This window comes from Sorangium sp. So ce204 (genome assembly GCF_051526795.1).
In the GTDB taxonomy this organism is placed as follows: Bacteria; Myxococcota_A; Polyangia; order Polyangiales; family Polyangiaceae; genus Sorangium; species Sorangium cellulosum_B.
In genome coordinates, this window is sequence record NZ_CP150317.1 from 2,296,382 (window position 1) to 2,317,914 (window position 21,533).

The 21,533-nt window shown below is 72.0% G+C and carries 16 protein-coding genes; 10 read left to right on the forward strand and 6 right to left on the reverse strand.

The window, feature by feature from the left end:
• Window positions 1–838: 838 nt before the first annotated feature.
• Window positions 839–2,017, reverse strand: a complete 1,179-nt coding sequence (locus WMF22_RS08675) for a hypothetical protein (RefSeq protein ID WP_438035449.1) — start codon at window positions 2,015–2,017, stop codon at window positions 839–841.
• 85 nt (window positions 2,018–2,102) lie between these two features.
• On the opposite strand from WMF22_RS08675, the gene WMF22_RS08680 reads away from it, so the two are divergent.
• The 4 genes from WMF22_RS08680 (at window position 2,103) to WMF22_RS08695 (ending at window position 8,984) form a co-directional block, all read left to right on the forward strand.
• Window positions 2,103–3,083, forward strand: a complete 981-nt coding sequence (locus WMF22_RS08680; RefSeq protein WP_438035450.1) for a hypothetical protein — start codon at window positions 2,103–2,105, stop codon at window positions 3,081–3,083.
• A 96-nt stretch (window positions 3,084–3,179) separates the two neighbouring features.
• Window positions 3,180–6,887, forward strand: a complete 3,708-nt coding sequence (locus WMF22_RS08685) for a serine/threonine-protein kinase (RefSeq protein ID WP_438035451.1) — start codon at window positions 3,180–3,182, stop codon at window positions 6,885–6,887.
• A gap of 205 nt (window positions 6,888–7,092) precedes the next feature.
• Window positions 7,093–8,277 (forward strand): cytochrome P450, encoded by a 1,185-nt coding sequence (locus tag WMF22_RS08690; RefSeq protein ID WP_438035452.1) that lies wholly within the window; start codon window positions 7,093–7,095, stop codon window positions 8,275–8,277.
• Window positions 8,278–8,393: 116 nt separating this feature from the next.
• A complete protein-coding gene (locus WMF22_RS08695; protein ID WP_437298640.1) occupies window positions 8,394–8,984 on the forward strand; it encodes a Uma2 family endonuclease in 591 nt (196 codons plus the stop codon).
• Between the two features lie 477 nt (window positions 8,985–9,461).
• Here the strand turns inward: WMF22_RS08695 and WMF22_RS08700 are convergent, their stop codons facing one another.
• Window positions 9,462–9,710, reverse strand: a complete 249-nt coding sequence (locus tag WMF22_RS08700) for a hypothetical protein (RefSeq protein WP_438035453.1) — start codon at window positions 9,708–9,710, stop codon at window positions 9,462–9,464.
• 417 nt (window positions 9,711–10,127) lie between these two features.
• Between WMF22_RS08700 and WMF22_RS08705 the strand changes: the two genes are divergently transcribed.
• Together WMF22_RS08705 and WMF22_RS08710 are read left to right on the forward strand one after the other, a co-directional pair.
• The gene (locus WMF22_RS08705; RefSeq protein WP_438035454.1) at window positions 10,128–11,180 is read left to right on the forward strand and encodes an endonuclease/exonuclease/phosphatase family protein; all 1,053 of its coding nucleotides are present in this window, start codon (window positions 10,128–10,130) and stop codon (window positions 11,178–11,180) included.
• Window positions 11,119–11,523, forward strand: coding sequence for a hypothetical protein (locus tag WMF22_RS08710; RefSeq protein WP_438035455.1), 405 nt, complete (start codon window positions 11,119–11,121; stop codon window positions 11,521–11,523). The genes WMF22_RS08705 and WMF22_RS08710 overlap by 62 nt, the downstream gene beginning before the upstream one ends.
• A 135-nt stretch (window positions 11,524–11,658) precedes the next feature.
• Here the strand turns inward: WMF22_RS08710 and WMF22_RS08715 are convergent, their stop codons facing one another.
• From WMF22_RS08715 to WMF22_RS08725, 3 genes are all read right to left on the reverse strand, one after another.
• Window positions 11,659–12,099 (reverse strand): hypothetical protein, encoded by a 441-nt coding sequence (locus WMF22_RS08715; protein WP_438035456.1) that lies wholly within the window; start codon window positions 12,097–12,099, stop codon window positions 11,659–11,661.
• A 427-nt stretch (window positions 12,100–12,526) separates the two neighbouring features.
• Complete coding sequence (locus WMF22_RS08720) at window positions 12,527–12,772, reverse strand: hypothetical protein (protein WP_437298646.1); 246 nt, start codon at window positions 12,770–12,772, stop codon at window positions 12,527–12,529.
• 45 nt (window positions 12,773–12,817) lie between these two features.
• Entirely contained in the window at window positions 12,818–15,658 is a 2,841-nt protein-coding gene (locus WMF22_RS08725) for a CHAT domain-containing protein (RefSeq protein WP_438035457.1), read from the reverse strand.
• 70 nt (window positions 15,659–15,728) lie between these two features.
• On the opposite strand from WMF22_RS08725, the gene WMF22_RS08730 reads away from it, so the two are divergent.
• On the forward strand, window positions 15,729–16,583 hold the full coding sequence (locus tag WMF22_RS08730) for a DMT family transporter (RefSeq protein ID WP_437298648.1): 855 nt from the start codon (window positions 15,729–15,731) through the stop codon (window positions 16,581–16,583).
• A gap of 136 nt (window positions 16,584–16,719) precedes the next feature.
• On the opposite strand, the gene WMF22_RS08735 is transcribed toward WMF22_RS08730, so the two are convergent.
• Complete coding sequence (locus WMF22_RS08735) at window positions 16,720–17,826, reverse strand: VWA domain-containing protein (protein ID WP_438035458.1); 1,107 nt, start codon at window positions 17,824–17,826, stop codon at window positions 16,720–16,722.
• 353 nt (window positions 17,827–18,179) lie between these two features.
• Here WMF22_RS08735 and WMF22_RS08740 point away from each other — a divergent pair, with 353 nt between their 5' ends.
• The 3 genes from WMF22_RS08740 to WMF22_RS08750 are packed head-to-tail and all read left to right on the forward strand — an operon-like array spanning window position 18,180 to window position 21,503.
• Window positions 18,180–18,710 carry a response regulator gene (locus WMF22_RS08740; RefSeq protein ID WP_438035459.1) on the forward strand — a complete coding sequence of 177 codons (531 nt, stop codon included), beginning with the start codon at window positions 18,180–18,182 and terminating at the stop codon, window positions 18,708–18,710.
• A complete protein-coding gene (locus WMF22_RS08745) occupies window positions 18,710–20,974 on the forward strand; it encodes a chemotaxis protein CheA (protein ID WP_437298651.1) in 2,265 nt (754 codons plus the stop codon). Before WMF22_RS08740 ends, WMF22_RS08745 begins: the two co-directional genes overlap by 1 nt.
• Complete coding sequence (locus tag WMF22_RS08750) at window positions 20,967–21,503, forward strand: chemotaxis protein CheW (protein WP_437298652.1); 537 nt, start codon at window positions 20,967–20,969, stop codon at window positions 21,501–21,503. The genes WMF22_RS08745 and WMF22_RS08750 overlap by 8 nt, the downstream gene beginning before the upstream one ends.
• The last annotated feature ends 30 nt before the right edge of the window (window positions 21,504–21,533 follow it).

Genomic DNA, 21,533 nt, shown 5'->3' on the forward strand with positions numbered 1-21,533 from the left:
CGGAGGGGGTGCGCGACGGACTCGATCCGTTGCGAAGGGGGTGGCGGAGGGGGTGCGCGACGGACTCGATCCGTTGCGAAGGGGGTGGCGGAGGGGGTGCGCGACGGACTCGATCCGTTGCGAAGGGGGTGGCGGAGGGGGTGCGCGACGGATCGAGTGAGCCGCGAGGGGGTGGCGGAGGGGGTGCGCGACGGATCGAGTGAGCCGCGAGGGGGGTGGCGGAGGGGGTGCGCGACGGATCGAGTGAGCCGCGAGGGGGGTGGCGGAGGGGGTGCGCGACGGATCGAGTGAGCCGCGAGGGGGTGGCGGAGGGGGTGCGCGACGGATCGAGTGAGCCGCGAGGGGGTGGCGGAGGGGGTGCGCGACGGATCGAGTGGGCCGCGAGGGGGAGGCGGAGGGGGGCCGACGAATCGAGTGAGCCGCGAGAGGGTGGCGGAGGGGGGCGCGACGGATCGCGTCTGCTGGGAGAGGCTGGTGCCAGGGAGATTGGACGACCGCATGCCGAGCGCGACCCCTCGATGAATGAAGGAGCGGACGTCCACCTGGCTCGCTCGCTCGAGCGGCCGACGTCCGGCGTTCGCTGTCGCTATCCTCCCGACGGCGGGGGCCTGCATTGACCCGTGAGGCGCCGCCGGCCCAACGAGCGCCGCCGCTGGGGCACGTAGCAGGCCGATGCGCGCCTGCTCATCTCTGCGGCGCGCGTCAGTGGCCGCGGTCGCAGCGGAGCCAACCGTTCCTGTTCTCGATGTCTCCTCGGCACCGCCTCGCGTCCACCTTCCGGAAGGGACGCTGATGCTGCCGCGGCCGATCCGGTGCTGAGGTGCGCCCGCGGCGGCGCTCAGCGCAGGGCCAGCTGTGCGCTGGACGCCGCGAGCGCCTGACCGAGCCACCTCTCCAAGGTCGCGAGGTCGGTGCACGCCTCGATGCGCTCCGCATCCTCCGCGATGAGCGCGAGCTGCCGGTGCGCGAGCACGCGGCGCAGGGCCGCGCGCGCCTCGTCGAGGCGCCCCTCGAGGCGACCTTCGTCGACCAGACGCTGCTTCATCTTGGGATTGGCCGTGAGCAGGACTTCCAGGATGCGGTCCTGGCGCGCGTCGATCTCGGGATCGCCGGTCCTGGCGAACCGCCACAGGAGCTCCTCACGGGCCGTCGTCGACATGGGCAGGTACTTTAGCATGGACAGCACCCATTCAAGCGGCCGGCGCGGCGCCACCCAGCGGGCGAGCTCGTCGAGCGGCTGCCCCGAACGGGCGACAAGGAACGGCACCAGCTCGTCGCGCAGCGGGAGCTCGTTCGCCGCCACCCACACGAAGCAGCGCCCCAGCGGCTCCACCGCGTAGCAGCCAGGCGCGAAGCGAACCGGACGGCGCGCCTGCCTCAGCCACTCCGGAACGTGCGGCGCCGCCAGCCAGAGCGGCGTCTCGCCCGGCCAGGAAGGAGCCCGCTCCTCGACCCGCTGCACCTGCCTGGCCTGCCGGCGAAGCAGGGCCCGCTCCACGGCGGTCATGTCCAGATGGTCCCCCGCGAGCTTCAGCTCCACCACGACTTCCCCGTACGCCTGCGCCGCCGGCCACGGGGGCGGCAGGTGCGCGAGGAGCCCCGGGCGGAGAATCGCGAGCAGGCCGTCGGCCTGTACCTTCTCCAGCCGGATCTCGGGCGGATCTTGCCACATCACAGCTCCAGCCGTGACCCGCTCTATCTCTTCGGCAAACGTCCGCTTCGCGAACAGGTCCGGCTGACCCATCGTGTTGCGGGAGGTAGCAGACACGGAGCGCTGCAGCCAATGTCGCGTGCAGGCGGCAACCTCACGGATCGCCCTCCGAGCACGACCACCGCAATGCCGCCGCTTGAAGCACGATGAAAGGTGCAATTCTCGAACTAAAACCGAGCTGTCTCCGTAAGCACCTGGCAGGTACGTTGCAGCCGGGATCTCGCCGTCAATGGTCTCGCGGATGCGCTGAGAGCATGTTATGCACGAGGGCGTGCGAGTCTTCTTCACGGTCGCGATGTCCGTCACGTCGGCTGCCGTCGGCTTGAGCAGCGCCGGTTGCGCAGACGATCACGCCCCTGCGTCAGGAAGCCAATCCGGCGGCGGCGGTGGGGTGGGCGGCAACGGCCCCGGCGGCAGCGGCCCCGGCAGCAGCGGCCTCGGTGGCAGCGGCCCCGGCGGCAGCGGCCCCGGCGGCGCGGGCCCCGGCGGCGGCGCGGAGGCGTCGTCCGCATCGAGCAGCGCAGAGGCGTCCAGCTCGGCCGGCGCCGGGGGAGGGGAGGAGGGACGGCTCGACAGGTTCGGGATAGCGATGCTGCGGCCCACGCTGCCTTCGGGCAAAACGTGGCTCTCGACCTGGGACAACGGCGCCGCGCGCACGTTCTCGGGGATCGACCCGGCCGACGCCTGGTTCGACGCCGACCACGGCGACGCGTCCTATGACACCGACGGCCAGGGCATTCTCAAGATCAGCGGCCGCGTCCCGCGGATGTACGTGCACGACCCCGCGCTCGAAGACCCGTGGCGCGACGTCGAGGTCACGATGTATTTCCTGCGGGCCGCCGACGACGGGACACCTTATGGCGGCCTCGTCGCCATGACGCGCACCAACCACGGCACGATCGGCGACGAGGACGTCAACAAATGCGACACGCGCGGGATCGCTGCCCGCATGCGCTACGACGGCAAGATCGATTTCGAGAAGGAGACGAGCCACCCCGCCTCCTCGGCCATCCTCAGCAAGAGGTACTGGGAAGGCGGCATGCCGGAGCAGGTATGGATCGGGTACAAGCAGCTTGTCTACGACCTGCCGAACGGCGATGTGAAGCAGGAGCTCTGGATCGACGAGACCGACGGCGCGAACGGAGGCACCTGGGTGAAGATCCACGAGCACGTCGACCAGGGGACCGACTTCGGCGTGGGAGGCGAGCCCTGTCGGCCGGGCATCGATCCCGCAATGAAGCTCACGCGGGAGCCGACCCGGGAGGGCTCGGAGACCGGCAAGCCCAACATCAGCGTCTATTTCCGGAGCGACGGGGTGGGCTCCGACGGGCTCCTGTACAAGAAGGGCAGCGTCCGCGAGATCGTGCCCTGACGGCGCCCGCGCGCGAACGCACGAGCGGACGAGGGAGAGCGTACGCGACCGGTTCCTGCGGGAGCGCCGGGGTGGCTGGGATATGCTTCGCGGCGGATGCCCACCTCGTCGCCGAATACCTCCGGAGCCCCGCTCGGGCAAGGCGGCCGCCTCGGTCCCTTCCGGCTCGTCCGGCAGCTCGGCAGCGGCGGGTTCGCGCCGGTGTGGCTCGCCGAGGAGATCTACGAAGGCAGGAAGCTCCGCGACGTCGCCATCAAGCTCTTCTTCGTCCCCGAGCAGCTCGCGGGCTCCCCCGACGCGACGGCCGCGTGGCGAGACACGATCCTCGACGAGGCGCAGGCGCTCTGCCGGGTCGAGCACCCGAACGTCGTGCGGTTCTATTCGTTCCAGCGCGACGACGCCCTCGGCGTGGTCGGCCTGGTGATGGAGTACGTGGCCGGCACGAGCCTCGATGAGCTCTCTCGCGAGGCAGGCCGCCTCCCCGAGCGCGCCGTCCTCGAAGCGGCGTCCGCCGTCGCCTGGGCGCTCTCCGCGGTGCACACCGCCGGGCTCGTCCATCGGGACGTCAAGCCCGCCAACGTCGTCCGCGGCTCGAGCGTCTACAAGCTAATCGATTTCGGGATCTCCGGGGGAAACGCGCGGAGCTGGGTCGAGCGGGGGCTCGCCGCCCCCACAGGGCCGCCGCCCACCGTGGCGGTCGACGGATACTCCGGCACGGTGCTGGCCGAGGAGCCGGCGGGCGCGACCATGACCTTGAGCGTGCCCGCGGTCGCCGGCGCCGTCCGGGAGCTGGGCTCCGTGCTCGCGGGCACACCCGGCTACATCGCGCCGGAGTGCGCCGCCGGCCAGTCCGCCACGCCCGCCAGCGATCTCTACGCGCTCGGCGTCCTGATCTTCCGCCTGAGGACCGGCAGCCTCCCCGCCGAGCTCGAGCAGCGCAGCGGGGAGACCGCGCACTGGCTCCTCGTGCCGCGGCGAGCGGCGCCCCCGCTCGATGCGCTCGTGCCCGATCCGACGACGGCGACCGGCCTCCTCTCTCGCCTCACGGCGACGCTGGTCGCCCTGGATCCTCAGAGCCGCCCGCGGCACGCCGATCAGGTCGCGCGCGAGCTCGATCGCATCCTCGCCGCGCTCGATCCCGAGCTCGCCCCGCCAGGGAGCAAGGAAGGGTCACAGCCGCCACATCGCGCGTCCGACCTGTCCGTGCGGCCGCCGCCCGAGGGTCGCCCCGCGCGGCGCTCGCCGGAGGATCGCCCCGCGCGGCCGCTGCCGGAGGACCGTCCCGCGCGGCTCCCGCCCGACGGCCGGCCGCCGCTCCTCGGGCGGCGAGCCGAGCTCGACGCGATCGCGCGCGCCGCGCAGGCCGCGCAGGAGGGCCGCGTGCGCGGGATCGTGGTGGGCGGCCACCAGGGGATCGGGCGCAGCCGGCTCCTCGACGCCGCTGTCGAGCGCACCGGGTGGGACCTGCGCCACGTCGTCCGGCTCCGGTGCCTGCCCGAGCGACGGAGCCCGTTCCATCCGCTGCGCCGCGCCGCCGAGGAGCTCGGCGAGAGCGACCTCCCCGAGCTCCGCGCGCTCCCCGCGGCGCTGGAGCGCGCGCTGTCTCCGGCGCTGCTCCCCTCCGCGGACGAGGTCGCGCACACGGTCGAGGCCATCGAGGACGCGCTGCTGCGGGCGAGCGCCCGCGAGCCGCTGCTGCTCCTCGTCGACGATCTGCAGTGGGCCGACGCGGCGACGCTGGAGCTGATCAAGCTGCTCCTGCGGCGCGCCGCCGCGGAGGGGCAGGGCCGGCTGCTCGTGATCGCGGCCGCGCGCAGCGAGCCGAGCCGGCCGGCGGCCCTGCGCGCCCTGCTGGGCGAGGTGCGGGCGCGGGTGAGTCCGGGGGTGACCTACCTCGGCCTCGCGCCGCTCGACCCCGAGGCCGCCGCCGAGCTCGCGCAGGCGGTGGGCCGCGGCCTGCATCCAGCGGCCACGCAGGGCGGGGCCGCGGCGCTCGTCGCCCCGCTTGCCCCGCTTGCCCCGCTCGCGCCCGCGCTGGAGCGGGCCGTCGTCGCGACGTCCGGAGGTGTGCCCTTCTACATCGTGCACGCGCTCATGGCGTGGCACGAGGGCGGCGCCCTGGCGCTCCGCGACGGGACCCTCTGCGCCGCGGACGACCGGGCCCTGCGGGGGGAGGTCCCCGGCGTGGCCGATCTGCTCGAGGCCCGGGTGGCGTCGTTCGCCGACGACAGCGCCGCCGAGCGCAGCGCTTTGCGGACCCTCGCCGCGGTGGCGCTCTGCGGCGGCGGGCTCGGCGTCGACGTGCTCCTGCGCGTCGTGGGGGACGACGAGCGCGCCGAGGCGGCGCTCGAGGCGCTCGGCGGGGCGGGCGTGCTGACCGCCTCGGGCGACGCGCAGGAGTACAGCTTCCCGCAGGAGATGCTGCGGCAGGCGGCGCTCCACCTGACGCAGCGGCGGCCGTGGTTCCAGCGGCTGCACCGGGCGCTGCTCGACGCGCTCGCGGAGGGCGCGCAGGGGCGCGTGGACGCGGGGCTGCTCGGCGCGGGCTACGAGCGGCTCGGCGCGGTGGCCGAGGCGCGCCGCTGGCTCGGCCGCGCGATGGCCGAGGCGGCCGCCGCGGGGCTCTTCGAGGAGGCGGCGGCGCTCGCGGATCGGCTGGCCGCGCTCGCGGCGGATCCCGAGGCGCGCGCCGGCCTCGAGATCGACGCGGTCCGGGCGCTCATCCAGGGGCGGAAGCTCGAGGAGGCGAGCCGGCGGCTCGCGCGCCTCCCGGAGCACGCCGTCGTGGCGCGCGGCGGGGCGCTCGACGTGCGCCGGCGCATCCACCGGCTCGAGGTGGCGCGCGGGCTCAGCGAGGCGGGGGCCGACGATCCGGGGCTGCTCGCCGACGCGGACGCGCTCGGCGAGGCCGCGCTCCGCTGCGAGGCGCGGATGGCGCTCGCGGGGGTCGCCGCCGGGGCGGGGGTCGCCGGGGATCGCGCGATGGAGCTCGCGGGCGAGGCGGTGGAGCTCGCGGCGGGCGCGGGCCCCGCGGCCGAGCTCGCGGCCCGCGTGCTCCGGTGCGAGCTGAACTACGCGCAGAACCGCCGCGATCACGAGCTGCTGGAGCGCGATCTCCAGCGCGCGCTCGCCATCGCGGCGCCGCTGGCCTCGGCGTGGCACAGGGTCCACATCGGGGGCGATCTCGCGGTGCTCGAGGCCGAGCTCGGGCGGACCGGCGTGGCGATCGACCGGCTGCGCAGGCTCGTCGCCGAGGCCGAGCAGCAGGGGATGCGGGGCCAGCTCCGGCTGCTCCTGCAGAACCTCTCGGCCTTCCTGATGCGCGAGGGGCGCTTCGCCGAGGCGGCGGAGGTCGCGCGGCGGACCGCGGAGCTCGCGGCGCAGGACGGGGATCCCGCGCTCCGCGCGGCGGCGCTCTCGCTCCTTTCGGCGGCGCTCACGCGGGCGGGCCGGCCGGCCGCCGCGCTGGAGAGCGCGGATCAGGCCGAGCAGCTCCAGCGGGCGCGGGGGGACCGATACCACGCGCTGACGCTGCTCCGGCGCGCCGAGATCCAGTGGGAGCTGGAGCGGGTGGGGGAGGCGCTCGAGGACGCGGTGGAGGCCCGGCGCGTGGCCGAGGAGCACGGCGACGACAGCATCGCCGCCGGCGCGCGCCTCTGGGCGGCGCTGCGCCGCGCGCAGCTCGGCAGGCTCGAGGCGGAGCGCCGGCGGCTCGTCGGGGAGGTGCGCGCGTCGAGCCCGCGCGTCATCGGCCTGTTGCGGGGCCTCTTGCCGGAGATGGCGGCGTGGCTCGACGAGGGGTGATCGCGTCGCCGGCTTTGGGCGCCCACGGGCGGCTCGAGAAGGCGCGTGACGGCGCAATGGCAGACGAGAAAGCGCCGGGGCGCGAGCACAAAAGGGCGCCAGAGCAGACGGAGAACGAAGCTCCGGCGCCGCCCGCCGCGTCGATGCTTTCGCCGCCGCGCTCCCCCGATTGACTCTCCACGACGCCCTCCATAGCGTCTCCAGCATGGATTTCCCGCTGGCCAATCTGTTCTTCGTGCCTTCCGAGGATGCGACGGCGTTCGGCCGGCGTCTCCGTGCTGCCGCCCAGCAAGCGCCGATCGTCTTCGATACCGTGTTCGGGATGCCGATCCTGCTGCGCAAGTCTCACATCACCACCGCATATCGCGACACAGCGACCTTCTCGACACGCATGTTGCAGGCCGGCATCTTGAACGGCGGTCTCGCTGCCATGCAGGGAGACGAGCACGCCAGGATGCGGCGCGTCTACAGCATGTTCTTCCTCCCCCGCGCCGTCTCGCAGTACGAGGAGAGATTCGTCCGGCCGATCAGCGAGCAGGTCGTCGATCGGCTCGCGGGCAAGCCCCGCGTCGATCTGCTGGAGGACTTCGCGATGGAGCTGCCGCGGCGGGTGATCGGCGAGCTGTTCGGCTTCCCGGCGGAGAAGCTCCACGAGACCGACGAGCGCGTCCGGGCGATGCTCCGCGGCCTCGTCCGCATGCACGACCCCGCCGCCGTGGCCGAGAGCCAGAGGGCCTACGGGGAGACGCTCGGGTTGATCACGGAGGTCGTCGAGCGCGAGAGCAGAGACACCAGCGACACGTTGCTCGGCGAGATCCTCCGCACCCTGAAGGCAGAGCACATGGACACGATCGAGGCCTGCCGGCAGATCGTGCTGAGCCTGATACTCGGCGGCTATGAGACGACCAGCTGGCTGGTCGCCAACACCATCCATGCCCTGCTCGCGCACCCGGACACGCTGGCGCGGGTCCGGCAAGATCCTTCGCTGCTGCCCGCCGCGATCGAGGAGGGGATGCGCTGGTGCCCGAGCTCCTTTGGCGTGATGCGAATGGTCGAGCGTGACGTCCGGCTCGACGATCAGGCGCTGAGCGCGGGAACGGTCGTCTGCCTCGCAGGCATCGCCGGCAACTTTGATGAGACCGCCTATCCCTCGCCTGAGGTCTATGACATCGATCGCAAGCCGCTGCCCGCAGCGAACGTATTTGGCGGCGGCGCCCACTTTTGCGTCGGCGCGCCGCTCGCGCGCATGGAGGCGCGGGTAGGCCTCCAGGCGCTGCTCGCGCGCTTCCCGGGCCTCCGGGCGGTCCCCGAGGAGCGGCCGATCTTCATGGTTGGCGCGAAGGAATCCGTCGCGCACGGGCCGGACAAGCTGCCTGTGCTCCTGCACTGAGGTGGCGCTCCCGCGGGCTCGATGCGCTGATCAGGGCGCTGCGGCCGCGGCGAGGGGGAGCGACGGGCGGGCCTGAACGCCTTGCCCCGCCGCCGGCCCACGGGCAGGCTTCCGCCGTGGGCCAGTCCGCCGAGAAGCAGCGCCGCGCCACGTACGCCGACCTCGAGGCCGTCCCGCCGAACAAGGTGGCGGAGCTCATCCGGGGCGTGCTCCACGTCATGCCCCGGCCGGCGCCGCGACATGCGAACGCCGCGTCGTCGCTGGGGGCCGACCTGCACGGCGCCTTCCAGCGCGGGCGAGGCGGCCCCGGCGGCTGGTGGATCCTGGACGAGCCCGAGCTGCACTTCCCCGACCCGCACGCGCCTGGTGAGATCGACGCGCTGGTGCCGGACATCGCCGGCTGGCGCCGCGAGCGCATGCCCGAGCTGCCAGAGACGGCGTATTTCGCGCTCGCCCCGGACTGGATCTGCGAGGTCCTGAGCGCCTCCACGGAGGGCGTCGACCGCGACGAGAAGATGCCGATCTACGCGCGCGAGGGCGTGCGGCACGCGTGGCTGGTCGACCCCATCCAGCGGACGCTGGAGGTGTACGTGCTCGGCGCGGATGGCCGCTGGGGAACTGCGGTCGTCCACCGCGAAGCCGCCCGCGTCCGCGTCGAGCCATTCGACGCCGTCGAGCTCGATCTCTCGGTGCTCTGGGCGAGGTGACCTGCATCGATGAGGACTCATGCCGGTCTCCATGACTTCTGACGACATCCTGGCACTGAGACACGAGATTCTCTCGTGCAACCATTGCTTTAAAGGCAGTAAGACTGCCCGGGGATGCTGGCATCATGAAGACATCCTCGGCGGCTACGAGCCTGGCAAGATTCTTGTGCTCACCATCAACGCACAGCGACCATTCGACCCTGCGTGGGAGGACGAGCGTTACAGGCCGCAGGCCAACGGTTCGAGGGGGGAACCGCGCGCGCGGCACGCCGCGACGGCGGCCTTGCCATCTACCAGCAAATCCGAGACGAGGATAATCGGCGTAAATTGCGGTTCGCCGACGAGTCTTTGGCGATCTTCGCAGGCGCAGACCCGGGCGAGTTCGCTCCTTGGGTGGCCAAACATCCCGGACACAAGAAATGGCTGTCAGCGGCATGTAAGTTGCTTCTCGGGTCCAACTGCGACACAGCGCATAAGCTACTCGCCAAGCACTTCACTTTTCTCGACATCTATAAGCATGCCACCGCGAACGAAGAGCACCTCGACCGAGTTGCGCAAGAGCATCCGCTCGCTGAGTGCCCTGGGCGCTGGCTGAACAGGCAAATTGACGTTCTTCGACCAGCATTGGTACTTCTGTGCGGGAGGACAGTCATTGCGCGAGCAAATGCGCTCTGGGGCGTCGGTGGAAGGGATCTGCAAGATTTGTCGAAGGTTGGAGCCGTTCATGGAAAGTCCTGGCTTCTGCAATTGCCCGGAGGCAATGTCGAATGCTGGACCGCCTACGGGATCGCCGGTTGGCCCGCGCAGCTTTGCTGGCCTAAGGCAACCGGTACGAATGCGCTGCAGAGGGCTATACAACGAGTCATTGATGCGAGGGTGCAACGTGAACTGCGACAGCCAGGCTAAGGTTCGCGTGAGGCCGGCAGTCAGTCTACCTACGCAGCGCGTCCTTGGACCGTGCTGCTCGCGTTGCCTGCCTGCAGCTTGTGCGAACGTTGGGCGGGCGGAAGTTGTAGCGTTGATCGGTGGCGCCGTGCGGAGAGTTACGCATGGGCGCTCCTGTCCGGAGCGGCGCCCGAGGCGGGCTGCTGCCGCGTGGTAGTGGCTTCCCAGGGGCGGCTCCTGTATACTCCGCGTCACGCCGTGCCGGATCTCAAGATCGCTTTTGGGAACGTCAACAACCTCTTCGAACCTAGGCGAGATGACCCTCGCGCACCCGCGAGCGTGGGGGAGCGGGACGCCAAGGTCGCCAGGATTGCCCAGGTCCTGAAGAGCCTCTTCGGCGGAGAGGGGCCGGACCTTGTCGGACTGGCAGAAATCCACTCCGACGGGATCGTGAAGGAGCTCGCTCGCCAGCTCGCTATGCCCCTCCTCGTCTGGCAGCCCTGCCGGAACTCCGACTACGCGCTCACCGGGCTCGCCATCCTGGCCCGCAAGGAGCGCTTTGCTTCGCTCGACCTTGTCACCCAGTACCCACAAAGCTCCTTCTACCGTCCGCGCTACATCGTTGTCCGCTGCGTGCTCGCCGAGGGGAGCGAGCCGTTCTTCTTCGTCGTGAACCACTGGCGAAGCAGGATCCCGGTGGGCCAGTCCAAAGCCGCGGAAGCGGAGACCGACCGCCGGCATACCGCGCAGGCGCTTGCTACGTGGCTGGCGGAGAACGGCGCCGACACCTGCGCCATCGTCGTCGGGGACTTCAACGCCGAGCCCTTCGAGGCGCCGTTCGGCGAAGGCGATCTTTCTGCGACCCGGTACTTCCGCCCGCTCGTCTACCCGAGGCTCTATAACACCGCGTGGCGGTTGCTCACCGAGCCGGATTATTGCGAGGTCTCGGTCGCGCACGGGAAACAGTACCGAGCCTCGCGAGCGAGGACTACGCTCGACTACTACGACAAGGAGCGCCCGGTCTCGGTCGTGTTCGATCAGTTGCTAGTGACCGCGCGGGCGATCGCCGGAGGCCCGATCCTGCTGCAGGAGGGCACCGTCGACTATGCCTTCGACGACATCATCGGCCACCACCTACCCGATGGTGACCGGCGACCTAGCCGATGGAGCTTCATTGGAGGTGTGGCGCGCGGCGCGTCGGATCACTTCCCCCTGACCGCGAAGTTTCTCGTGCACATAGAGGCTAACCATGGACAAGGACGAGCTGAAGAAGAGGGTCGCGGAGCTGCTGAAGGAAGAGGCGGGCGATGACCTGGATCGATTCAGACAGGCGGTCCGGAAGCTCCGCGAGCTGGCTGAAGCCGTGGAGGCTTCCTTCGCGGCGGACACTGTACGGGTGCACGTCGAGGCAGGCCACCGCGTCAATTACGGGCAGCAATACAACTTCGTGGTGTACGTCGACAAAGTCCAGCTCCGGGACGTGCTGTTCCGAGCCTATGTGCCACCGGACGGCTTCCCCGTGACCCTCGACCTCTTCGACGTCGAGCGCCCCGAGTGCAACGACGTCGAGGCGCTGGAAACGAAAGTCCTCGATTTCCTCGCGCACAAAGACGTGAGGACGCGCCTCCTCGAGATCCGAGAGCTCGCCGCATGATCCGCGCAAAGCGCATGCAGACTGCGAAGAGGATTGAGCCCCAGAAGCGAGCGATATCCTCCTATGTCTCAGGGACGTTCTCGCCTCCTCAGCCTGGCAGTCACCGCTCCCGCTCACGCCGGCGCGCCGGCGCGCTCACCACGAGAAGCGCAACGTGACCTCATCCGCGTCTGGCTGGTCGAACGACCAGCCCGTCTGGGTCCCGTCGACCTGCTTGCCGATCACCTGCTCCAGCGCACGGCCGGCGAAACCGACGCACAGCGGTCCGAGGTGCTCGAACCCTGCGACCCCGGTCACGAGCAGCGTCGCCTCGTTCCGCTCGATCTGCGAGGAGTCCACCCGCAGCGTCCCGCCGACCATATCCTGCGCCCAGAAATCGGGGAACTTCCGGAGGAAGAGCCGAGCGTTCATCACCTTGAGAAGCAGCTTCATCAAGGTGTTCGCTTCCTTCTCGAAGACCGCCCGGCCGCACCTCACGACGTCCAGGTAGCTCTGCGATGGCTCGTTGTGGACCTGGACGATGCCGCGCAGCACCTCGACGTAGTAGGCGCGAGGGTACCACCCCGTGCTGGACATGGTGGCCAGCGCCCTCCTGAGCTCCTGAGAGAGCCCGTGACGAACCCGGCTGACCCCAGCCTCGTCACACAGCACGTCCGAGTAGGCTGCTGCATTGAGAATCAGAGAGCCCCGGGTCATCGGTTCTTGCATACATGCGCTCTCGTGGAAGATATCGCTGACACAGCAGAAGAAGAGAGCGACGGGGCGCCTCCGTCAAGGCGGCTCGAGCGCGTAGGTAAAGGAAGCCGGATCGCAGCGCGAGGAAGTGTGGCGCGGCGCACCGAAGTGGCGGGCGCTCGCCGAGCGCGGAGAAAGTCCTCGGCAAGATCGAGGCGGAGCGCCGGCGGCTCGTCGGGGAGGTGCGCGCGTCGAGCCCGCGCGTCATCGGCCTCTTGCGAGGCCTCCTGCCGGAGATGGCGGCGTGGCTCGACGGGGCGTGATCACGTCACGGCTTGGGGGCCGGCGTGCCCGGGTTGTAGTGCACGATGATGCCGCGGTCCTTGTTGCACTTCTGGACCTTCTCGTCCCACACGCAGCCCTCCGGGCACGGCTGCACGCTGGGATCGCCCGTGGGGCAGATCTCGGCCTCGCCTTCCTTGGCGGCGGGCTGCTCGGGCGCCTGCGCGCCTCCGCAGGCAGAGAGCATCCAGGCCAGGACGGGGAGCACCAGAACGATCGCCGATCGACGCATGCAGACCTCCACGAGCCCGCGATGGGTGGGCTCCGGCGTCGACGTCTACCAATTCCCAGGCCTGCGGGGCCAGCGCTTCCGCGCGGCCAGGACGAGCGCCGCGGCGAGCGCGGCGATCGCGGGCGGAGCGCTCGGGCCGCCCTCGCCGGCCGCGCAGGCGCACCCGCGCGGGCTCGTCGACACGCGCGCGAAGGCCGGCGCGACCTGGCTGCCGTCGAGCGCGGCGCCCTCGCCCGAGGTGATGAAGCCGGCCCACGCGTGCGGGTGCGGGCGCTCGCGCCGGATCTGGAGCTGCGCCGACCGCAGCGCCTCGCTGCGCCCTCCGCCGCGCGCGAGCGCCGCGTAGTACGACGTCATGAGATCCCGCGTCGCCAGGTCGCCGACCTTCCACAGGCTCATCACCTGCGTCTCCGCCCCGGCGAGCAGCAGCGCGCGGCGGAGCCCGTAGACCCCGTCGCCGCGCGGCACCTCGCCGAGGCCGGTCTCGCAGGCCGAGAGCACCACGAGCTGGGTCCCGCGGAGGTCGAGCGAGGAGATCTCGAGGGCGGTCAGGATGCCGTCGTCCTCGTCCGAGCTGCTCCGCCGCGCGTTGGCCCCGGCCAGCGCCAGGCCCGAGCGCAGGAGCGGGTTCTCGCGAAAGGCGCGGCCCTCGATCTCGGCGCCGCGCTCGGCGCCGCGGGTGCCCGCCGGATCGGCCGGGGAGCCCTGGTCCGGGAGGAAGAAGCCGTGCGTCGCGATGTGCAGCACGCGCGGCCGCTGCGCCCGCTTGAGGGCCTCCTCGGTGGCCGACGGGCCGGTCAGGACCGTCGCGCTGGCCAGCGCGCTCCGCACCGCCTCCGCCTCGCGCTCCGTGCCCGGCAGGGGCGGGAAGCGCGCCCCGGCCAGCTCGGCCGAGCGCAGCCCGCGCGTGGCGCCGTCGTCCGGCGCGAGCTCCGAGAGGCTGCCGAACGCGGGATCGGCGACGACCAGCGCGCCTCCACGCGGCGCTCCGGCCCGCGGCGCCGCGGCGCCCGCGGCGCGCAGCAGATCTCGCCCGCTGGTCAGGTAGGTGAACGAGGCGCGCTCGATGAGATAGCCGCCGTCCTCGTCGACGAGCGCGGCGAACGGCACGAGGTTCAGCGCGCCGTCCGGGCTGAGGAGGACCCAGCGCGCGGGGCCGAGGGCGCCCCGGATCGGCTGCATCACGAGCGCGTCGAGGCGGCGCGCGCGCTCCCGGGGGTCTCGCTCCGGGTTCGAGAGGTCCCGCGAGAGCTCCGCGGCCGCCGCGTCGATGGCGGCGGCGTCGCCGAGATCCACCCCCGTGACGCCCCCGCGCCGCCCGACGACATAGGCCGCGTAGCGAGGCATGCCCCACGTGGGCCTCACCGGCGGCCCGAACGGGTCGTGGGGCCGGTACTGGACGATCTCGACGAGCGCCGCCCCGTCGGGGATCGCCGCCTGCACGCCCTCGACGGTGATCGGCGGCTCCTTCGCGTCCGCCGGGCGCGCGGCGCGCGTCCGCGCGGCGAGCTGGAACTCGAGCCGCTGGCGCTCGGCCTCGAGCTGCTGCACCTCGCGCTGGTGCTCCTCGGCGGGAAGGTCGATCGGGCCGCGCGTGATCGCGGTGGACAGCTTCGCGTCGAGCTGCGTGAGGGCGTCGAGCAGCGCCCGGCCCTCGGCGTCGAGGCTCCGCCGCAGCGACGCGAAGCTCTCGGCGATGGCGTCGAGCGCGAGCCCCTTGCGCCGGAGGATCGACCGCAGGGCGAGCCGCGCCGCGGCCTGGTCGCGCGGGGCACCCTGGAGGTGCAGCGAGAGGGTCGCGTCGGTGTCGCGCTGGACGAGGCCCATGTAGAGGCGCTTCTGCCGCTCGGAGCCCCTCGCCAGGTTGGCCCGGGCGCTCCGGTCCTGGAGGCCGGCGGCCCGCTCGCGCGTCCGCACGGCGACGGCGGTCCGGCCCTGCGCGACGTACAGGTCCGCGAGGTGCCCCAGCGCGCGGACGATGGCCGGGTGATCCGGCGCGAAGACCCGCTCGCGGATCACAAGCGCCTGGAGGAGCAGCGCCTCCGCCGCGGGATCGCCTTTGCGGGTGGAGAGCACGCCGAGCTCCTCCAGCAGATCGGCGCGCACCGCGCTCTGCGCCGGGAGCGCGGGCTCGAGCCGCGGGCGCAGGTCGAGGAGGCGCCGCTCTGCCTCCTCGACCTGCCCGCGCCGCAAGGAGAGCTGCGCGGCGCGCAGATCCGGGAGCGCGTAGGCCCACGCCGAGCCGCTGGTGGCCTGCCTGAGGATCGCGCGCATCCTGTCGAGCGCCTCCTCGAAGGCGCGCAGCGCGCGTCGCTCCAGGTACAGCCGCGCGAGCGAGTCGACGGCGTAGAACTCGCTCCAGCCGTGGAGGAGCGGCTGGGCTCGCTTCAGGAGATCCTCGGCGCTCTGGAGGTCCCCGAGGTCCAGGTAGACGTTGGCGAGCCGGGCATGGAGCATCCCTTCGTCGTGGAAGGAGGGCTGCTCGCGCGTCAGCCCCCGCACCAGCAGCGCCTCGGCGCGCGCGTAGTCGCCGTAGCCGAGGTAGAAAAGCGCGAGCTCGCCGTCGAGCCCGGAGGTGCCCTCCAGCAGCGCAAAGTACCTGTCGGCGAGGGCGGCGCCCCCGGCCAGATCGTCTCTCTCGACGGCCGCTCTCCAGCGCTCGTGGGCCGCGGCGAGCTCATCGCTCGCCGGCTCGGCGGGGCTCGGCTGCGCCGCGATCGGCGCGGGCCGGGCCGCCGAGACGAGCGCCGCCACGGCCAGCGAGAGGAGCCGCCCGCGGCCGCGTGCGCCGCGCGACGTCGGCGACCCGGGCGAGGCGCGTTCCACCGAGCGGCGGGGGCGAGGATCGACGTCGCGGTCGGCGCGCTCGGGGCGGCGGGGTGGCATCGCGGAGCAGCGTAATCTGCCCCTGCGCGCCTCGTCGACCGTTCGGCTAGGCTCGCCGCCCTCGTCGCCCATGCTCCGCTCTCGACTGATGATCCTCGCCGCCGCGGTCCTCTGGTCCACCGGAGGGGCGGCCATCAAGCTGATCTCCCTCGACGGGTGGCAGGTCGCCTCGGCCCGCGCGTTCATCGCGGCGCTCGCGCTGGGCCTGGCCATGCCGGGCGCGCGCCGCCTCCCCTCGTGGCGCACGCTCGGCGTCGCGGCGATCTACGCCGCCGTCATGGTGCTGTTCGTGCAGGCCACCAAGCTGACGACGGCGGCGAACGCGATCTTCCTGCAGTCCACCTCGCCCGTGTACGTCCTCTTGCTCAGCCCCTGGCTGCTGGGCGAGCGGCCCTCGCGCGGCGAGAGGATCGCGGCCCCCATCTTCCTCCTGGGCCTCGCGCTCTTCTTTCTGGATCGGCTCTCGGCGGGGCAGCTCCTCGGCAACGCCCTGGCGCTGCTCTCCGGGCTCGCGTTCGCGCTGTGCATCATGAGGTTCCGCGCCGCTCCGGACGACAACCCCGCGGTGCTCGTCTGGGGCAACGTCCTCGCGTGGCTCGGCGCGCTGCCGATGGCCCTGGGCGGCGCGGCCCGCCCGGGGCTCGTCGACCTCGGGCTCCTCGTGTTCCTCGGCGCGGTGCAGATCGGCGTGGCGACCGCCCTGTTCAGCCGCGGCATGCGCCACACGCCGGCCGTCGAGGCCTCGCTGCTGGTGCTCCTGGAGCCGGTGCTCAACCCCGTCTGGGCGCTCCTCCTCGTCGGGGAGCGCCCCGGGATCTGGTCGACCGTGGGCGGCGCCGTCCTCCTCGGCGCCACCGCCTGGCGGGTCTTGATGGCAGCGCGCGCCACGCCGCAGCGAGCGCCGGCGCCGAGCAGAGGAGGATGAACGTCGAGGAGTGAACGCCGGCGCGTGAACGCCGACGGGAGGGAGGAGGCTCGAGCCTGGCTGGATCAGGCCCGCCGCGGGGCGCGGCGAGCCGCTGGGACGGGGGCGCGGCCGCCTCGTGCGGCCGCGGCGCACCTCACTTCGCCTCGACCTTCACGTTGGCGTTCGCCTTGAAGCTCGCCTTCCCGCCCGCTCCGCCGCCGCCGTCGTCCGCGGGCACGGTCGCCTTCAGCTCGAACGACGGCGGGGTGTTGGGATCGCACTCCGGCGGCGGCCCGAACCCGTCGGCGTTGAACTTCCACGACAGCGACCCCGAGGCCGACGGATCCTTCCGGATCGCCTTGATCTCCACCTCGTGCTCCCCCGCGCGCGCCGGCGTGCAGTACGAGAGCAGGTAGAAGCGCTTCATGTGCGCCTCGATCTTCGCCGCGATCTTGTCGAACGACTCCTTGACCTTCGCCTGGTCCGCCGCGAGCTCGGTCCCGTCGCGCCCGATCTCGTCGAGGCGCGCCTTCTCGATCTCGGCGCCGACGCCGACGACGAAGATCTGGTAGTTCTCGTACTCTTCCTTCTTGAGCTCGTTCAGCATGTCCTCGCGGCTCACGCGGTTCGCGCGATCGGTGCCGTCCGAGAAGACGACGAGCGTGCCGAACTTGAGGGGGCGACGGTCCTTGTCGAGCTGCTTCTTGAGCTCCCGGATGCCCTCCATCACGCCGCCGTGGAGGTTCGTCGACGTGTCCTTCGGCTTGTAGCTCCGGAGCCCCTCGAGCCCGCCCTCGACAGAGCCCTGCGCCTCGGTGAACGGCACCACCGAGTGGATTTTTACCTCGCCGTCGAACGCATAGACGCCGACCTTCTGGCTCTTGCCCACCCGATCGCTGAACGACTGCGCGGCGTCGACGAGAGCGTCGGCCTGGCCCGACTCGGTGATGCTGCCGCTCATGTCGACGAGCAGCATCGTGTACATGACCGCCGCGACCTCGGGGTTCTGGATGGTCTGCTTGCTCTCGAACTTCGAGACGATCTCGCCGTCCTCGTAGATCTCGAAGTCCTCGGCCGTGAGGCCGCCCACCGGCTCGTCCTCGCCGGCGTCGACGCTGAAGAACACCCAGACGTTGTTCGGCTTCTTCTGGGCGGAGTTGATCCGGGTCACCCGCAGCCCGCCGCCGCACGCCACGCTCGACAGAGCGAACAGGGCAGCGAGCAGGATCCGGAACGCTGGAGAACAAAGGAGGATTTTCACGCGCGCGATTAGCGCGCATCGGACGCCGCGATGTCAATTCGCTGCCGCATGCGGCCCCTCCCCGCGGCCGTTCCGCCGGGCGGGCACGGCCGCCCGGCCGCGCCGGCGGGGAGGGCGGGACCCCACACCGAGGCGCTGGCCGCGCCGCGCGCGGCGGCCCCGCCCGGCCGCGCCGCGCGGCCTCGCCAGACGCGCGGCCGCCTCGCCGATCGTGCAGGGAGGCGCTCGCGCTGGTTTACTCCGGGAGGGAGACCGCCGTACATAGCCCCGTGCGCGTCGAAAACCGCGCGCGTCGCCCCCGGGCGCTCAGCGAGTTGGTCTCCCCGGGCCGATTTCCGTTACCCTGTCGCCGCATGGCACGCATCCTGATCGTCGAGGACTCGCCGGCAATGCGAGCGTACATCCGCTCGACGCTGGAGGACCGCGTGCTGGGGCTCGCGGGCGACGTCGACATCGTGGAGGCCGTGAACGGCTTCGACGCGCTCCGGCTCCTGCCGCGCGGCGCGTTCGACCTCGTGATCACCGACATCAACATGCCCGACATCAACGGGCTCGAGGTGATCCGCTTCGTCCGGCAGAGCGACCGCTACCGGCACGTCGCGATCCTCATCATCTCCACGCAGGCGACCGAGCGCGACATCCAGCGCGGGCTCCGCCTCGGCGCCGACCGCTTCCTCCCGAAGCCGTTCACGCCCGAGGCCCTGCGCGACGCGGTGGTCGCGAGCCTCGAGGCGCGGGCCGAGGCGCCGCAGGCCGGCGCCTCGCCGTCCGCTGACGGCGCCGCCGGCGTCGACGAGCGCGCTCCCGCTGCCTCCTCCCCGCGCGCGGAGGAGCCCGCGGCCCGCACCAAGCAGCCCGGCTCCGGCGAGGGAGGCGGCGGCTGATGGTCGAGAGCGGCGATCGGGCGCGCGAAGAGTTCTTCTCGGAAGCGCAGGAGATCGTCGAGGGGCTCGGGCGCGACCTCCTCGCGCTCGACGAGGCGGTGCGGACCAACAAGGTCGACCCCGACGTCATCAACGACGTCTTCCGCGCCGTGCACACCCTGAAGGGGCTCGCCGGGCTCTTCGGCGCGACCCGGATGGCCACCCTCTCGCACGAGCTCGAGGAGCTGCTCGACAACCTCCGCCTCGGGCGCATCGAGATCAGCGCGTCGGTCCTCGACCTCCTGTTCCGCAGCGTCGAGCTCTACGGGCGCATCCTCCAGAACGAGAAGGACGGGCGCGAGGCGCCGATGCCCGAGGTCGACGACCTCCTGCGCCAGCTGCACCAGGACGCGGGCCCGAGCGCGGCCGGCCTCCCCGACGACAACTACGATCTCGATCCGGGGCTGCTCTCCGTGCTCACCGAGTACGAGGAGCACCGGCTGCGCACGAACATCGCGAGCGGGATGACCCTGTTCCGGCTCCGCGTGCAGTTCCACCTCGCCACGATCGATCAGGCCCTCGACGACCTGAAGATCACCGCGAAGCCGTACGGCGAGATCATCACCTACCTGCCGACCGGCGCGGGCGCGGATCAGGACTCGATCGAGCTCGACATCCTGATGGCCTCGCGCGCGCCGCTCGAGGAGCTCCAGCGCGCGCTGCACCAGGCCGGCGCCGCCGTCGAGGAGATCCCCCGGCGCAACAACAACGGCCACGGCCGGGTCGCGCCGCCGGGCATGCCGTCGATGTCCGCGGCGCTCCGGGGCGGCGCGCCGACCGGCGTGTCGCGGGCCGTCGACCTGACCGGCTCGATGTCGGCGGCGAGCCCGCCGTCGAGCGCGCGCGGCAACCGCAAGGGGGAGCTCAGCTCCATCCGCTCCGTCGCGCAGACGGTGCGGGTCGACATCCACAAGCTCGACCGGCTGATGAACATCGTCGGCGAGCTCGCCCTCGTCCGCTCCGCGCTCGGCCGCCTCGTCGAGCGGCTCCGCGCGGCGCCCACCGAGCGCGAGCTCTCCCTCGATCTGCACAGGCTCCAGCGGACGTTCGACAGGCACCTCGCCCAGATGCAGGCGGGCATCCTCGAGGTCCGGATGGTCCCGCTCGGGCAGGTCTTCGACAAGCTCGCGCGCGTCGTCCGCCAGATCAGCCGCGACGCCGACAAGCTCGTGAACCTCGTCATCACGGGCGCCGAGACCGAGGTCGACAAGCTCATCGTCGAGGAGCTCAGCGACCCGCTCATGCACATGATGCGCAACGCCATCGACCACGGCATCGAGTCGAAGAGCATGCGCGAGGCGGTGGGCAAGCCGGCGGTCGGCACGATCGCGCTGAACGCCTTCCAGAAGGGCAACCACGTCGTCATCGAGATCGAGGACGACGGCAAGGGCATCGACGTCGACAAGCTGCTCGACGCCGCCCTGCGCCGCGGCGTCATGACGCCGGAGGACGCGCGGACGACGAGCTACCGCGAGGTGCTGAACCTCATCTTCCAGCCGGGCATCTCGACCAAGACCGACGTCAGCGAGCTCTCGGGGCGCGGCGTCGGGATGGACGTCGTGAAGACGAACATCAGCAAGCTCGGCGGCGTCATCGACGTGCACAGCGAGCCCGGCATCGGCACCAAGATGACGGTCACGCTGCCGATCACGCTCGCGATCATCAGCGCGCTCATCGTCCGGGTCGCCGACCGGCTGTTCGCGATCCCGCTGACCAACGTGCAGGAGGCGGTCGCGCTCGACGAGGCCACGGTGCGCCAGATCGACGGCCGCGAGATGATCACGCTGCGCAACAGCACGCTCCAGCTCTGCTACCTGGCGCGGCTCTTCGGCCTGAACGAGGAGGAGGAGCTCAGCGCGCGCATCGCCGGCCTGCTCGGCGGCGCGCGCGGCGGCTCGGCGGCGCGCGCCGCGGTGGGCGGCGGGCGCCGGGGCGACGGCGGGCGCGCGACGCTCGGGCTCCAGGGGGGCAGCAAGCGCAAGTACATCGTCGTCGCGTCGGTCGGCGCGCGCAGGCTGGGCCTCGTCGTGAGCACGCTCATCGGGCAGCAGGACGTCGTGATCAAGGCGCTCGGCCCGTCGCTCTCCTCGGTGCGCGGCTTCTCCGGCGCCACCGAGCTCGGCGACCAGCGCATCGCGCTCGTCCTCGACGCCCCCGCGCTCATCGAGGAGATCCTCCACGGCGGGGACCGGCAGCGCAGCGATCCGCGGAGCACCCATGGCTAACCTCACCCGAAGGCCCGCCCGGATACCGGTCTCGAAGCGGAACTCGCGCGCGCAGGCGAGCGGCCCGCGGACCGAGTACCTCGCGTTCACGCTCGCGGGCGACACCTACGCCGCGCCCGTCTCGCTCGTGCGCGAGATCCTGAAGCCGCCACCGCTCACCCCGGTGCCGCGCGCGCCGGACTCGACGATGGGCATCGTCAGCGTGCGCGGGCAGCTCGTCACCGTCATCGATCTGCGGCGGCGGATGCGGCTGCACGAGAGCGCGGCGCAGCGGCGGGCGCGCATCCTGCTCGTCGACGCGGCGAACGGCGAGACGCTCGGCCTCTTCGTCGACGAGGTCCAGCAGGTCTACCGGCTCGCCGACGCCGAGATCGAGCACGCCGCGACGGCGCTCGGGGGGGACGTGGCGGGCTACATCGCCGGCATCGCCCGGCCCATGCACGGGGCGAGCGCGTCGGATGGCACCCTGGGCGAGGCGCAGCCGCGCGTCATCATCCTGCTGGACCTGCAGGCCATACTCGCGTCCTAACGGACGATTCGTCCGCGCCCGGGCGGCTCG

What these genes read in the sequence shown, in the direction of transcription:
- WMF22_RS08700 (WP_438035453.1), bottom strand. Translation starts at nt 9,710, where the DNA reads ATGAACGGCTCCAACCTTCGACAAATCTTGCAGATCCCTTCCACCGAC.
- WMF22_RS08740 (WP_438035459.1), top strand. Translation starts at nt 18,180, where the DNA reads ATGGCACGCATCCTGATCGTCGAGGACTCGCCGGCAATGCGAGCGTAC.
- WMF22_RS08745 (WP_437298651.1), top strand. Translation starts at nt 18,710, where the DNA reads ATGGTCGAGAGCGGCGATCGGGCGCGCGAAGAGTTCTTCTCGGAAGCG.
- WMF22_RS08690 (WP_438035452.1), top strand. Translation starts at nt 7,093, where the DNA reads ATGGATTTCCCGCTGGCCAATCTGTTCTTCGTGCCTTCCGAGGATGCG.
- WMF22_RS08730 (WP_437298648.1), top strand. Translation starts at nt 15,729, where the DNA reads ATGCTCCGCTCTCGACTGATGATCCTCGCCGCCGCGGTCCTCTGGTCC.
- WMF22_RS08710 (WP_438035455.1), top strand. Translation starts at nt 11,119, where the DNA reads ATGGACAAGGACGAGCTGAAGAAGAGGGTCGCGGAGCTGCTGAAGGAA.
- WMF22_RS08720 (WP_437298646.1), bottom strand. Translation starts at nt 12,772, where the DNA reads ATGCGTCGATCGGCGATCGTTCTGGTGCTCCCCGTCCTGGCCTGGATG.
- WMF22_RS08685 (WP_438035451.1), top strand. Translation starts at nt 3,180, where the DNA reads ATGCCCACCTCGTCGCCGAATACCTCCGGAGCCCCGCTCGGGCAAGGC.
- WMF22_RS08750 (WP_437298652.1), top strand. Translation starts at nt 20,967, where the DNA reads ATGGCTAACCTCACCCGAAGGCCCGCCCGGATACCGGTCTCGAAGCGG.
- WMF22_RS08725 (WP_438035457.1), bottom strand. Translation starts at nt 15,658, where the DNA reads ATGCCACCCCGCCGCCCCGAGCGCGCCGACCGCGACGTCGATCCTCGC.
- WMF22_RS08715 (WP_438035456.1), bottom strand. Translation starts at nt 12,099, where the DNA reads ATGTCCAGCACGGGGTGGTACCCTCGCGCCTACTACGTCGAGGTGCTG.